11 protein-coding genes are annotated in these 13,940 nt (G+C 59.7%); 5 read left to right on the forward strand and 6 right to left on the reverse strand.

Annotated elements, in window-relative coordinates:
* Nucleotides 1-16: 16 nt before the first annotated feature.
* From ACT7DV_RS00540 to ACT7DV_RS00555, 4 genes are all read right to left on the reverse strand, one after another.
* Entirely contained in the window at nucleotides 17-679 is a 663-nt protein-coding gene (locus ACT7DV_RS00540; RefSeq protein WP_444660424.1) for a GntR family transcriptional regulator, read from the reverse strand.
* Between the two features lie 96 nt (nucleotides 680-775).
* Nucleotides 776-1,768 carry a transketolase family protein gene (locus ACT7DV_RS00545; RefSeq protein WP_444660425.1) on the reverse strand — a complete coding sequence of 331 codons (993 nt, stop codon included), beginning with the start codon at nucleotides 1,766-1,768 and terminating at the stop codon, nucleotides 776-778.
* A complete protein-coding gene (locus tag ACT7DV_RS00550) occupies nucleotides 1,768-2,655 on the reverse strand; it encodes a transketolase (protein WP_444660426.1) in 888 nt (295 codons plus the stop codon). The genes ACT7DV_RS00545 and ACT7DV_RS00550 overlap by 1 nt, the downstream gene beginning before the upstream one ends.
* 29 nt (nucleotides 2,656-2,684) lie before the next feature.
* Nucleotides 2,685-4,025, reverse strand: a complete 1,341-nt coding sequence (locus ACT7DV_RS00555) for an MFS transporter (protein WP_444660427.1) — start codon at nucleotides 4,023-4,025, stop codon at nucleotides 2,685-2,687.
* Between the two features lie 229 nt (nucleotides 4,026-4,254).
* On the opposite strand from ACT7DV_RS00555, the gene ACT7DV_RS00560 reads away from it, so the two are divergent.
* From ACT7DV_RS00560 to ACT7DV_RS00580, 5 genes are all read left to right on the forward strand, one after another.
* On the forward strand, nucleotides 4,255-5,028 hold the full coding sequence (locus ACT7DV_RS00560) for an SDR family NAD(P)-dependent oxidoreductase (RefSeq protein WP_444660428.1): 774 nt from the start codon (nucleotides 4,255-4,257) through the stop codon (nucleotides 5,026-5,028).
* A gap of 548 nt (nucleotides 5,029-5,576) precedes the next feature.
* Nucleotides 5,577-6,602, forward strand: coding sequence for a 3-oxoacyl-ACP synthase III (locus tag ACT7DV_RS00565; RefSeq protein WP_444660429.1), 1,026 nt, complete (start codon nucleotides 5,577-5,579; stop codon nucleotides 6,600-6,602).
* Nucleotides 6,599-9,187 carry an alpha/beta fold hydrolase gene (locus tag ACT7DV_RS00570; protein WP_444660430.1) on the forward strand — a complete coding sequence of 863 codons (2,589 nt, stop codon included), beginning with the start codon at nucleotides 6,599-6,601 and terminating at the stop codon, nucleotides 9,185-9,187. Before ACT7DV_RS00565 ends, ACT7DV_RS00570 begins: the two co-directional genes overlap by 4 nt.
* Entirely contained in the window at nucleotides 9,184-10,200 is a 1,017-nt protein-coding gene (locus ACT7DV_RS00575; RefSeq protein WP_444660431.1) for an NAD-dependent epimerase/dehydratase family protein, read from the forward strand. Before ACT7DV_RS00570 ends, ACT7DV_RS00575 begins: the two co-directional genes overlap by 4 nt.
* An 86-nt stretch (nucleotides 10,201-10,286) precedes the next feature.
* Complete coding sequence (locus ACT7DV_RS00580; protein ID WP_444660432.1) at nucleotides 10,287-11,147, forward strand: prephenate dehydratase; 861 nt, start codon at nucleotides 10,287-10,289, stop codon at nucleotides 11,145-11,147.
* Between the two features lie 460 nt (nucleotides 11,148-11,607).
* Here the strand turns inward: ACT7DV_RS00580 and ACT7DV_RS00585 are convergent, their stop codons facing one another.
* Together ACT7DV_RS00585 and ACT7DV_RS00590 are read right to left on the reverse strand one after the other, a co-directional pair.
* Nucleotides 11,608-12,282 carry a response regulator gene (locus tag ACT7DV_RS00585; RefSeq protein WP_444660433.1) on the reverse strand — a complete coding sequence of 225 codons (675 nt, stop codon included), beginning with the start codon at nucleotides 12,280-12,282 and terminating at the stop codon, nucleotides 11,608-11,610.
* Nucleotides 12,283-12,292: 10 nt separating this feature from the next.
* Nucleotides 12,293-13,903 (reverse strand): sensor histidine kinase, encoded by a 1,611-nt coding sequence (locus ACT7DV_RS00590; protein WP_444660434.1) that lies wholly within the window; start codon nucleotides 13,901-13,903, stop codon nucleotides 12,293-12,295.
* Between the last annotated feature and the right edge of the window lie 37 nt (nucleotides 13,904-13,940).

Genomic DNA, 13,940 nt, shown 5'->3' on the forward strand with positions numbered 1-13,940 from the left:
GATCAGGCCGCTGATGCTACGAAGTTACGAGTACTTCCGCCGCGGTATCCATGTGGGCACTGATGACCGTGGCAGCCAAGGCAACATCCGCCGAGTCAATTGCATCGACTATTTCTGCATGTCGCGAGACGCTCATATTCTTGACGCCGCGCTCTTTGCCCGCCCACATGATGGACATGCGAATGCTTCCTTCGAGCTGTTCCCATGCATGGAGCAAGGACTCGTTGTTGGTCAGCCGACAAAGCACTCGGTGAAAATCGAGGTCTGCTTCGATTCCGCGCTCAATGCTGTGCTTGACCTCTTGATCCATGATCTTCAGAGCAGAGCGCAGTTGGGCAACAGCCTCGCTTCGGTCATCGAGCCGGCACAGCGTCTGCGCGGCCAGGATTTCCAAGGCGGCACGAACTGCAAAGATATCCCTGATCTCTTTTACGTCTAGGCTGCGTACGGCCAGCCGGCCTCGCGGGCCAGGTGCAACCAGGCCCTCCTGCTGCAGCTGGCGCAAGGCTTCGCGCAAGGTGCCACGGGAAATGTTCAGCATTTCGGACAGCTCGGTTTCAACCAAGTGTTTTCCTGGCGCCAGTTGACCGGTGGTGATGGCTTGGCGCAAAGCGGTCAGGGTCTGTTCCCTCAGGCTCGTTTTTGCAAGCCCCAACAAAGCCATTGGTTCAGCAGCCATGGTTCCACCCTCTTTTATGAGTCAACAGTCGACAGTTGCACGTCTGGTTCCATAGTAGTCCCCGGGAACCGCTAATAATGCAGTTCCCGGCAATTGCTACAGCGCGGAGAGCACCTTCTGGACAATGCGGCCCACCGACAGGCCGTAACGATCATGCAGGGTTGGCAAGGCGCCAGCATGCAAGAACTCATCAGGAAGTCCAACGGGGAGCACCTGCCTGCTGACTCCTGCCTGGACCATCGCCGAAGCCACCGTTTCAAAGAGCCCGCCGACCACCGTGTGGTTTTCCAAGGTCAATGCCAAGCGATCAGTATTCAGCTCGCGCAGCACGGTCTTAGCATCGAACGGCTTGATGGTTGGCGTGTGCACTACCGAAACGTCGACGTTGTGCTTCTCCAATTCCTTGGCAGCGCTCAAAGCTCGCATGGTCATCAATCCGCTGGAGACCATGACAACGTCGTTGCCGGGACGCAGCACCTTGGCCTTGCCCAGTTCAAAGGTGTAGTCGTACTCGTCGAGCACCGTGGGAACATTGCCTCGCAGCAATCGCAGGTAGGTTGGGCCATCGCTGGCGGCCAGCTGAGGCACAGCCTGTTCGATGTCCACCGAGTCGCACGGATCAACGATGGTCAGGTTTGGCATCCCGCGGAAGATTGCCATGTCCTCGGTGGCCTGATGGCTCGGGCCGTAGCCCGTAGTCAGCCCGGGCAGGCCGCCGACGATGTTCACGTTCAGATTCGGTTCGGCAGCGTCGAGGCACAGGAAGTCGTAGGCGCGACGGGCAGCGAACACCGAGTAGGTCGAGGCAAAAGGCACCAGGCCAGTTTGCGCCATGCCGGTTGCCGCCCCAATGAGCAGCTGTTCTGCCATGCCCATCTGGAAGAAGCGTTCCGGGAAGGCCTTCGCGAAGATGTGCATGTCCGTGTATTTGCCAAGGTCCGCGGTCAACCCGACGATTGCCGGGTTTTGCTCAGCGGCCGCGGCAAGCGCATGGCCAAAGGGCGCCGGAGCGGTCTTCTGGCCCGGATCCGCAAAGGAGGCGATCATGGCCGAGGTTTTCAGCCGGGTCTTTGCCGGGGTGCTGGTCATTACTTCTCTCCTTCATAGCCCGCAGTGAGTTGCTCACGGCAGATCTTCCATTCGTGTTCTTCGATCCGCATGAAGTGCGCTTTCTCGCGCTGCTCCAGCAGCGGCACTCCGCGCCCGATGCGGGTGTCGCAGAGGATGACCGACGGGCGCGCGGCGTTCTTTGCTTCGACTGCCACTGCGTCAAATGCGGCGAGCAGGGCACCGGCGTCATTGCCGTCGATCCGCTGGACGAACCAGCCGCTGGCCGCCCATTTGTCAGCCACCGGTTCCGTACGCAAAACGGTGTCCGTTTTGCCATCCGCTTGCAGGGCGTTGATATCCACCAGCACGGTCAGGTTTCCGAGGCCATGGTGATGAGCGCCCATCACCGCTTCCCATGTCGACCCTTCATCAAGTTCGCCGTCTGACATGAAGTTGATGACCCGCGCCGAGGAACCCTGGTGGCGCAGGCCCAAGGCTGTTCCAATGGCGACGGGAAGCCCGTGGCCCAGTGACCCTCCGGAGATTTCCATGCCCGGGGTGTAGGTGGACATTCCGGACATTGGCAATCGGGAGTCATCCGAGCCGTATGTTTCCAGCTCCTGGACGGGAACGATCCCTGCCTGGGCAAGTGCCGCATAGTGTCCGATGGCGTAATGGCCGGTGGAGAGCAAGAACCGATCGCGCTGCTCCCATTCCGGGTCTTGCGCGCGATAGTTCAATTGGTCAGCGTATACCGCTGCAAACATATCGGCCGATCCCAGCGCCTGGCCCACATAGCCCTGGCCCTGGACCTCGCCCATATTCAGCGCATGGTGACGAGCTTGGTAAGCGAATTCTTCAACCTTTTGACGGCGCTCGGTGCTCACCGCCGCGGAAGTGGTGGTGGCAACTACTGGTGCATTCATGTCTGTTCCTTCAGTAATTCTGAGCCTGCTCAGGCTTCGATCGTGTGTGCTGGAGTGGCGTGCTCTGCTTCATCAGCCAGTTGGCGCTCGGTCTTGCCCCAGGTTTCGCGGGTTACCAACGCGGCCCAGAGGCCGATGGCTCCGTAGAAGCTGAAGAGCAACGCCGGGCCGACCCAGCCGAAGCCGACAAAGAGCAAGGTGGTGATGAATGGAGTGAACCCGGAGACCATAGCGGAGATCTGGTAGGCAAGGGAGGCGCCCGAGGAACGCGTCTTTGCCTGGAACAGTTCCGGGAACCAGGCTCCCTGCACGCCGGCCAGGGAATTCTGGCAGACCGCGTAGGAGATGACGACGGTGGCAATGACCAGGACGAACAGTCCGGTGTTGACCAGGAGGAACATCGGAATACCGAAAAGCACTGCAAAGACTGTGGATGCCAGATACAGCGGACGGCGGCCAATCTTGTCGGTCAGCGAACCCCAGAACATGGTGGCAAAGATGCCAATCGCCGCTGCGATGCACAGCGCCACCAGCGTCTGGGTCTTGTCAGCCAGTTCGCTGTCATGCAGGTAGGAAATCATGTAGGTGATAGATACTGCGTAGCCGGCGGTTTCCGCTACCCGCAGCCCGATGCCCCGCAAGATATTGCGCCAGTCGTCGCGAACAACCTCGATGATGGGTGAACGAGAAATGTTTCCCGAGTTCTTCACTTCCTCGAATACGGGAGATTCCGGCACCTTGGAGCGAATCAGCAGCCCAACGAATACCAGCAGCAAGCTGGCAAGGAATGGAACTCGCCACGCCCAATCGCCGTCCAGATTCACGCTATAGAGGAAAACGATGTTGGCCAGCAACAACCCAACGGGGAATCCCGCTTGGACTATTCCGGTGTACTTTCCTTTTTTCTTCCACGGCGCATGCTCGTAGCTCATCAAGATTGCGCCGCCCCATTCAGCGCCGAAGGCCAGGCCCTGGATAATGCGGATCAGCACCAGCAGCGCGGGTGCCAGCATGCCCGCTTGGGCGAAGGTCGGAAGCAGCCCGATGGCGAAGGTGGATAGCCCCATCAGCACCAGCGAAGCAACCAGCACAGGCTTGCGGCCCAGCCTATCCCCCAGATGTCCGCCGAGGATGCCGCCCAATGGGCGGGCAGCAAAGCCGACACCCAAGGTTGCGAAGGCTGCCAGGGTTCCGGTGACAGCATTGTCACTTGGGAAGAACGCCGTACCGAAATACAGCGCGGCGGCGGTGCCGAAGCCGATGAAGTCATAAGTCTCAATGACGGCTCCAACGCTGGAACCGATAGCGACGCGTTTAGCATCCTTCGTGCCGTGGACGTGTCCACGCATCGCAAGTCCTTGGTTCGTCATGTCACTAACCTTTCAGGATGACAGCCCTTCATTGGACGGTCATTGTCAACAGTCAACAGGATACGTCCACAAGTGTGTTCCATGCCACTCACCATTGTCAACAGTCGACATTAGATTATTTTAAATAGTTGACTGTTGACAGTCAACAATAATAAAGTTGCTTCCATCACAGAACGAGACGATGGTGTCGCGGTGAAGCGCGAGCCGTCCAAATTCCAAGGAGTCCACCATGGGCAACGTTTCACGTACCGCAATCATCACTGGTGCGGCATCACCGCAAGGCATCGGCATGGCAACTGCAGAGCGCTATGCCAAAGAGGGTTGGGCTGTTGTAATCCTCGATCTTGATGGAGCCAAGGCTTCTGAAGTAGCTCAGGAAATCGGCGCAGCTCACAACGTTCCAGCTTTCGGCTTCAGCGTTGATGTCGCTGATGAAAATTCCGTCACCTCGGCCCAGCAGGCGGTTAAAGCTGAAGTAGCCGCCGGCAAGCTTCCGGCAGTCGGCGCCGTTGCCAACATTGCAGGTATCACCTCGCCGGTCGCCTTTCTGGACACCACCCGCGAGCTATGGGACAAGATCATTGCCGTGAACGCCACCGGAACCTACCTCGTAACCAAGGCCTTCCTGCCGGATATGCTTGAGAACGGATGGGGGCGAATCGTCAATATGTCCTCGGTGTCTGCGCAGCGCGGCGGTGGCGTTTTTGGAAAAGTTCCCTACTCAGCAGCCAAGGCTGCGGTGCTTGGATTCACCAAGGCCCTGGCCCGCGAACTTGGAGACAGCGGCGTTACGGTCAATGCTGTAACGCCAGGTGCCGTCGACACGAACATCCGCGTTGGCTCAACACCTGAAACCGAGGCAGCAATCGCCCGGGACATCCCTATCGGCCGCACTGCGACGACAGAAGAGGTGGCATCAATCATCACTTTCCTATCCAGCGAGTCCGCTTCCTACCTCACCGGCACCACTCTCGACATCAATGGCGGAAGCCACATGCACTAGGCATGTAAGCGCGACAAATATTCACCGGCGCGCCATTCGCACCTGTGAAATTGTTCCCGAAAGCTGGACTGGCCGAATAATGGTCCTGTATTAGGCTGCAAGGGTATGGCATCGATCTTCCATCGGTGCCATGCCCTTCAGTCGTTCCTGGCACCGGCTCAGGCCATCGCACCCCTGCCTTCTTGCGCAGATGTTCCGGCATGGCGCTCAGGCATTGCGGGCTCTCGCCGCGGTGCCCACAGCGCCAGAACAGGTCCGTCGGATTTTCCCGGGTTCGCGATACACCGCGGAATTATTCACAATTGCCGGATGTGAGATGAGGATCTTTCCATGAATCTCAAAGGACAACTCTGTAGGATCGACTTAGTCTACGTTGTTTCCATTTCGTGCCCTCGGCTGAAATTGGCTGCTCAAGTTCTTCTCACAGCCGGTCAAGGAATAATGTAGAAGAGCAAACTTACCGTCGGCGCTACCCGCGCCCACTCGGTCAAGACGTTTCATCGCAGAATGCAACACACAGATAGTCCAGCAGAAACGAAGGCAACACTTTGAACGGCAATGCCACCTTTAAACACCACAACGTTGCGCTTTTATCAGTGAACAGCGTACTCGCGCCAGAGGTGGTGAGCTCAGCAGAATTTGATGAGCGGCTGGCTCCAAGTTTGAAGCGGCTGAGGCTTTCCAAGAAACTCCTCGAACGCGTTTCCGGTGTCAAGGAACGCCGCTGGTGGGCTGATGGCGTCGAGTTCGACGATGCGGCAATCCTCGCCGGCAAAAAGGCTTTGGCCCAGGCTGGTGTTGATGCCAGTGAAATCGGCCTGCTTATTAATACGTCGGTGACCCGGCGCAACCTCGAACCATCTGTCGCGTCCAAAGTGCACAACGGCCTGGGCCTGCCGTCCTCGGCAATGAACTTCGACGTGGCCAACGCATGCCTCGGGTTTGTCAACGGCATGAGCCTGGCTGCAAACATGATCGACTCCAGGCAGATCAAATACGCGCTGATCGTCGCCGGCGAGGACGCCAAGGCCACACAGGAAACCACTTTTGAGCGCCTGAATGCCGAAACTTCCACCCGCGATGACTACATGCGCGAATTTGCCACCCTGACCCTGGGTTCTGGTGCCGCAGCAGCGGTGATCGGCCCAGCCGACGCCCATCCAGAGGCCCACCGCATTCTCGGTGGCGTTTCCCGTGCGGGAACCGAGCACCATGAACTGTGCGTTGGCGGACCGAACGGCATGTACACCGATACCAAGGGCTTGCTGGACAACGGCCTGGACTTGGTGGTCAACGCCTGGGACGAAGCGCACCGCACCGGATGGAACTGGAAGAGCATGGACCGCTATGTCACCCACCAGGTCTCCAAGTCGTACACCAATGCCATCATCAAGGCGGTCGGCCTGATCAAGGACCGGGTCCCCATCACCTTCTCGAAGTGGGGCAATGTTGGCCCGGCTTCGCTGCCCATGACCCTCTCGCAGGAGGCTGAATCCCTCAAGCCAGGCGATCGCGTACTGTGCATGGGCGTGGGATCCGGATTGAACACCGCGATGATGGAGATTGTCTGGTGACCGAGATTTTCCCCGGCGTCAAGGAAATCTACTCAAAATATCTGTCCGTTCCATCAACTTCCGCAGTTGACGGACAAGGCGCCAGCAACCGTTGGCATGTGCTGGATAACCAGGAAGAACTGGCACAACGAGGCATCACGCCGGTGGGTACGCTGGTCTGCGTCCATGGCAATCCCACCTGGTCCTACCTATGGCGAAGCCTGTTCAACCACGTCTCGGATCACCATCTGGCGTGGCGCATCGTCGCAGTCGACCAGCTGGATATGGGCTTCTCTGAACGCACCGGAAAGTTCCGCCGCCTCGCCGACCGCGTCAACGACCTCGGCGATCTGATTGATGCCCTGGATCTTGGCGATAGCATCACGACCGTCGGCCACGACTGGGGCGGGGTCATCTCCCTTGGCTGGGCAACAGCTCATCAGGAGCGGCTGGATCATGTGGTGCTGACAAACACCGCGATCCATCCTGCAGGCTTCCAATTGCCCTCCGCCTTGAAGCTGGCCTCGCATCCTGCAGTCCACACCTGGGGCACCAAAACCACTCGCGCATTCCTGCAGGTAACCCATTCGCTGGCCCAGCCTGCCTTGGCGCCAGAGGTGCGCAAGGCGTTTATGGCGCCGTATGCCAGCGCAGAAAAGCGTGACGGCGTAGCCAACTTCGTCGCTGATATTCCCTTTGACCCCCAGCACCCCAGCAGAGCGGCGCTGGATGGGATTTCCGAAGCGGTCCGCTCACTCACGGTCCCTGCGCTGATGCTTTGGGGCCCGAAGGATCCGGTATTCTCTGATCGTTATCTGCGCGATCTGATGGGCCGGCTGCCCCAGGCCCAGGTGCACCGATTCGAAGGTGCCAGCCACCTCGTGGGCGAAGACCGGGATATCGCATCCCCGATTTTCAGCTGGCTGGACAGCCAGCCCGAATCCGCTGGATCCTCCCGGGTCAAGGGTCCCGGCGAATACCGTCCGATGCTAGCCGAATTGGATTCGCGCCAGACAGACCAGAGCACCGCGGTAGTCGACATCCATCCTCCCCGCTCGTTGTCCTGGGCAGAGCTCGGCGAACAGGTCAACGCCCTTGCCGCCGGGCTGCAGCAGATCGGCGTGAAGGCCGGGGACCGGGTGAACCTCCTGGTTCCGCCGGGCATCGAGCTGACTTCCCTGATCTATGCGTGCCTGCGTCTTGGCGCGGTGATTGTTGTTGCCGATGCAGGATTGGGCACCAAGGGCCTGGGCCGCGCCATTAAGGGTGCGGGTCCCAGCTTCCTCGTCGGAATTGACCGGGCCTTGGCCGGTGCACGGGTGCTGGGATGGCCGGGCACCCGGATTGCGGCAGGACACCTGTCCGCTGCCAGGCGCAAGGTGTTGGGCGTGGTCCATACCCTGGATGAGCTGCTGGGGGCCGGAAGCAAGATCGCGGCCGATGGGCCGAACTTTGCTCCGGCCGACCCCGACGCCGATGCAGCGGTGCTGTTCACTTCCGGGTCCACCGGTCCTGCCAAGGGGGTCGTGTACACCCACCGGCAGCTGGCCGCCATGCGCGATACGCTGCGTGAAACCTACAATTTGAAAGCCGGATCGGCCCTCGTCGCCGGGTTTGCCCCCTTTGCCTTGCTGGGCCCTGCGCTGGGTGCCACCTCGGTGACCCCTGACATGGATGTCACGGCACCACGCACGCTCACCGCCAGCGCCTTGGCCGATGCCGCCGTCGCGGTTAATGCAACCACGGTCTTCGCCTCCCCGGCAGCCCTGGCCAATGTCTTGGCCACAAAGGCAGAGCTGAACACCGCGCAGCGCAAGACCCTGACCGGCGTCGAGCTGATGCTCTCGGCCGGTGCCCCGATTGCCGAACCGCTCTTGGCCCAGGTCCAGGAGCTGGTTCCCAACGCCAAGGTGCATACCCCCTATGGCATGACCGAGGCCTTGCCGGTGACCGATATCGATCTGGATGGCATCCGCGCGGCCGGGCACGGCAACGGCGTCTGCGTTGGCACTGCCGTAGCCGGTGCCACCGTGGCCATCGCGCCGATTGACGAGCTGGGCGTGGCCGGGGATCAGCCGCAATACACCCCGAATGTCACCGGAGAAATACTGGTCCGCGCTCCGCATGTCAAGGACCGCTACGACCGCTTGTGGATCACCGAGCAGGCCAGCAGTTCCATCCCGGGCTGGCATCGCACCGGCGATGTCGGACACCTCGATGATGAAGGGCTGCTCTGGGTTGAAGGCCGGCTGGGCCATGTCCTGAGCACCCCTTCCGGGGCGATCACTCCGGTGGCAGCCGAGCATGCGGTGCAGTCAGTCATCGGTGCCGGACGCGCTGCGCTCGTGGGAGTTGGACCAGCCGGGACCCAGGCCGCTGTGGTGGTGATGGAAACCGTGCCCGCTGCTCGCAAGGCCGAACCGGCATCCAGTGAATTGGCCAGCAAGGTCAGGGCCGCGGTCGCCTCCACCGGCACCGATGTCGCCGCCGTGCTGGTGCTGCCCACCCTGCCCACCGACATCCGCCATAATTCCAAGATCGACCGTGCGGCATTGGCCCAGTGGGCCAGCGCAACGCTTGCCGGTGGAAGGATCCACACCCCATGAGCGCAACCGAGACCTCGCACAGCGCCCGCAGGGTCCTGGTCACCGGTGCCAGCGGCATGCTCGGCGGTGCCGTGGCCCAGCTGCTGCGCGACCAGGGCCACCACGTTCGCACATTCCAACGCCGCGCTTCGGCCGGCGCCGTGGACGAAGTCCAGGGTTCGCTGACGGATCAGAAAGCCGTGGAACAAGCCGTCGGCTCCATGGATGCAGTGATTCACCTTGCGGCCAAGGTGTCCTTCACGGGCCATTGGCAAGAGTTTGTCGATACCAACATCACCGGCACCAGCAATCTGCTCAAGGCTGCACGCAACGCCGGGATCAAGGACTTCGTTTTTGTTTCCTCGCCTTCGGTGGCGCACTTCGGGGATTCCTTGGCTGGAGCGGCAGCCGGGACCGCCAACCCGCAGCTGGCCCACGGCAATTATGCCCGCTCCAAAGCGGCAGCAGAGCTGGATGCATTGGCCGCTGATTCTGCGGATTTCCGGGTGGCGGCCATCCGCCCGCATGTGGTGTGGGGCCCCGGGGACACCCAGCTCGTGGAGCGGGTCATCCAGCGTGCCAAGGCCGGACGCCTTCCGCTGCTTGACCACGGTGCGGCGCTGATCGACACAACCTATATCGATAACGCCGCGTCGGCGATTGTCCGCGGCCTGGAGCGCATGGACCACGCGCACGGACGCGCCTTGGTGGTCACCAATGGCGAGCCTCGTCCCGTGGGCGAGCTGATGGCCGGGATCTGCCGGGCTGGGGGCGCACCAGCTCCCAAGCTCAATCTCCCGGGCTGGATGGCCCGTGGCGCTGGATCGGTCATTGAAAAGATCTGGTTGGCCGCAGGCTCCCGGGGCCTGGTCCACGATGAGCCGCCAATGACACGCTTCCTGGCTGAGCAGCTTTCCACCGCGCATTGGTTTGACCAGCGCGAAACCCATGAGGTTCTGGATTGGAAACCTGCAGTGGGCATCGATGAAGGCCTGCGCAAGCTCTCCGCCCACTATTCGAAGGATCATGCCTAGCCACCCGCAGTGCCTTGCTGCCTAACGCGATGTCATGAAGCGGCGCCAATAAGGCGCTTGGGGCCAAACAGCGGTACCTTGAAATGATGGGCAACAAGATTTCTTACCAAGGTGAAGCCGGCTCCAACTCGAATATGGCCTGCACCCAGCGATTCCCCGACATGCAGGCAGTTCCTTGTGCCAGCTTCGAGGACGCCTTCGCCATGGTCGAAACCGGTGAAGCCGAGCTGGCCATGATCCCCATTGAAAATTCATTGGCGGGACGAGTCGCCGACATTCACGTTTTGCTGCCCGAATCGAACCTCCAGATTGTGGGCGAGCACTATCTGCGGATCCGCTTTGACCTTTTAGGACTGCCCGGCAGTTCCGTTGGCGAAGCAACTGAAGTGCACAGCCACATCCATGCCCTGGGCCAGTGCCGCAAAATCATCCGTGAACACCAGCTGACCCCGGTTATTGCCGGTGACACCGCCGGGTCTGCCCGCGAAGTCAGGGACTGGAACGACCCGACAAAGCTCTCCCTGGCCCCGCCTTTGGCGGCCGAACTGTACGGGCTGGAAGTCCTAGCCTCGTCGGTGGAGGACGATCCCACCAACACCACGCGATTCGTGGTCCTTGCGCGCAAGCAGGAACTGCCGACTCGCAGCGAGCTTCCCGAAACGGCTGTCACCACCTTGGTTTTCCAGGTCCGAAACGTTCCCAGTGCGCTGTACAAGGCGCTGGGCGGCTTCGCAACCAATGGAGTGAATATCACCCGGCTGGAGAGCTACATGGTTGGCTCCTCATTCGCCGCGACGACTTTCATGATCGATATCGAGGGGCATCCAGAAGATCTGCCCGTGCGCTTGGCCTTGGAAGAGCTGGAGTTCTTCACCTGGGAAATCAAGATTCTCGGCACCTACGCGGCCAGTGAGCACCGCAACAGCGTTTCAGCGGCATTCGTCTAGGAGCTCAGCGGGCAAAAGCGATTCGAAAAAGTGCTGGCCAGGATTCAACTTGGGAAGCGCTAGGTCTGCTGCGTGGCGGTATGTGTTGCACTCCACCAGTACGCTGGTCACCGGCATCCGATGAGCATAGCCGACTACAACTCCCCATTTCGGATGATCCGCGTCCCCGATGACCGCCTTGGTCCAAACTGCATTACCCCTGCTGAGGATATCTTCTTCGTGCAGGGCAGCTAGTTCTCTTGCTCATCTTGCTCGCGCCACCATAAAACCGCGGCCGCAAGTACGGCACCGCCAGCTATCAACCAGTTGGAGATGGTTCCCAAGACTATGAACAGTGCATCCCAATCCATGCCAGCAGATTTTCAAGCGATCCGCCGAATAGGACAGGAGCCTAACTGAGTCATGCGAACGAGCGCATCAGCGCACAGTTCAGGACAATGAGCCAATTCCACGGCGCTGCTCACTTCTTCCAGGAATAGCGGCGCTCAGGCCGGCCCACTCCCCCGTAGCGAAGGTTCACCTGGGCCAAGTTTTCCTCAGCCAAGTACTCCAAATACCGGCGAGCGCTCACCCGCGACGTCCCGAGCTTTTCAGCAGTTTCAGTTGCGGAGATCGGCTCGTTTGCGTCCTTCACGATGTTTTCCACCAGCGTCATGGTTTCAGCGCTGCAGCCCTTGGGCAGCGGACGCCGCTGCTGTCCCCCGAGGCCGAAAAGGCGGTTCACATCTGCCTGTTCCAGTTCTTGGTCCGCCGCAGCTTGCAGCGGCTGGTAGGTCTTGGCGTAGTGCTTCAATCGTTCACTCAGGTCGTCCCATGAAAATGGTTTCATCAGGTAGTGGACAATTCCACCACGAAGCGCCTTGCGAACGGTATCCATTTCCCGGGCTGCGCTAATGACAATGACATCCAGCTCTGGCTGGACTTCGCGTAGTCGCTGCAGCAAGTCAAGCCCGTTCATATCAGGCAGGTGAATGTCGAGCAGGGCAAGATCCGGAGATAGTTCGGTAGCAGCCTTGATGGCGTCACCGGCAGTATGCGCTATCCCTACCACGGTGAAACCCGGCTCTTTGCTGACGAATCCGGCATGCACCTTTGCCACCATGAAGTCGTCATCGATTACCAAAACTTGGATCACGAGTCTTGCCCTACTTTCTGAGTGTGGCAGTAAATTGTGCGCCCTGGTCATTTACTGCTGTGATATCCCCGCTGCGGCGACGGCAGACCAGCCTGCTCAACGCCAGGCCGAACCCCCGGCCTCCGGAGACCGTTGCATCCTTGGTCGAAAAGCCTTGGGTAAAAATTTCCTTCATCGCGTCATCAGCAATCCCGGGTCCATTGTCGCTGACTCTTACGGTAATGAGGTTATCGGCTTCTTGAACTGAAAGCATGATTTTCGGCTTCGGCACCTCAGCGACGGCATCCATGGCATTATCAATGAGATTGCCGACGACCGTGGTCAAGTCCCTTGCAGTCTGCTCATCGCCACGGCCCAGCTGGGAATCTTTTGAAACTTCGAGCAGGATTCCGCGCTCGGTGGCGACGCTTGCCTTGGCAATCAGTAGCGCTGCGATGGTCGGCTCTTCAATGTGCGCCGATACGTCTTCGAATACCTTGCTGCGGCTGAAGCTAACTCCGTCGATAAATCGGATGACTTCCTCATACTCCTGCAACTGGATCAGACCGGAAATGGCATGCAGGTGATTGGCAAACTCGTGGGTCTGTGCCCTGAGCATGTCGGCTGTAGCTTTGCTGTCGCCCAGTTCCTGCTCCAACAGTGTCAGCTCAGTGCGATCCCTGAAGGTGGTCACTGATCCGAGGTCCTTTCGGGCCGTTTTCACGGGCATGCGGTTGAAGACAACAACTCGTTCGCCAATGAGGAACTGGCGGTCGGGTTGCTGTTGTTGCGTTGTAAGCGCCCGGGTGACTTGTGGTGCCAGATCCAATTCGGTCAAGGTCTGGCCCACACAGCTCAGGGGAAGCTGAAGCAGTTCAATGGCAACGTCATTGGCCAGCATGATCCGGCTATCCGGGGAGACAGAAATAATGCCTTCTTTGACACCATGCAACAAAGCTTCGCGGTGTTCAAATAGTTCTGCGATTTCACGCGGCTCCATGCCTCGGGTTTGGTGCCTGACCCTGCGCGAGAGCAGCACCGACCCGGTAGCGCCCAGAACCACAGCAATAATCAGGGTGCTCAGCGCGCTGGGCGCAATTTCCTGGATCAACTCCCGCGTGCTGGGATAGCTTTGCCCTGCGCTGACTATTCCGACCATTTGCCCTGTGTCATCCAGGACTGGAACTTGGGCGATGAGCACATGGCTGCCGTTACGGGTGATTTCGCCCGTCCATCCCCTGCCTTCCTCCACTTTTGATTCCGGGTGCAGGATCGAGGAACCGACATCGTCGGGGTACGTAGAAGTAATAACCGTTCCGTATCGGTCAGCCAGGATAACAAACTGCAAGCCGGAGATGCTTCGAGTTGTTTCTGCCATCGCTGGCAGAGCGGAGCCCATTTCCGGGGCCGCACTGGGTATCAGTGCCCTGAGCAGCGGGTTGGACGCCAGCGATTCCGCAGCGGACAAGCTGCGGCGTCCTTCAATTTTTTCGAAGTTATTGGTGGACTGGGTCAAGGAAACAACCACCACACCGGCCAAGACGACAGCAATAATCAGCAATTGGAGAATCAGGTACTGCCCAGCCAAAGAAAACCGGTGAGCAAAAACGGCGCCTAGCCGTGATGCCTTTATTTCCACCACTGCGCTCCTTGCCGCTGAATCCCCGATAGCCCATCTT

Source organism: Glutamicibacter sp. TV12E (assembly GCF_052441935.1).
GTDB lineage: Bacteria > Actinomycetota > Actinomycetes > Actinomycetales > Micrococcaceae > Glutamicibacter.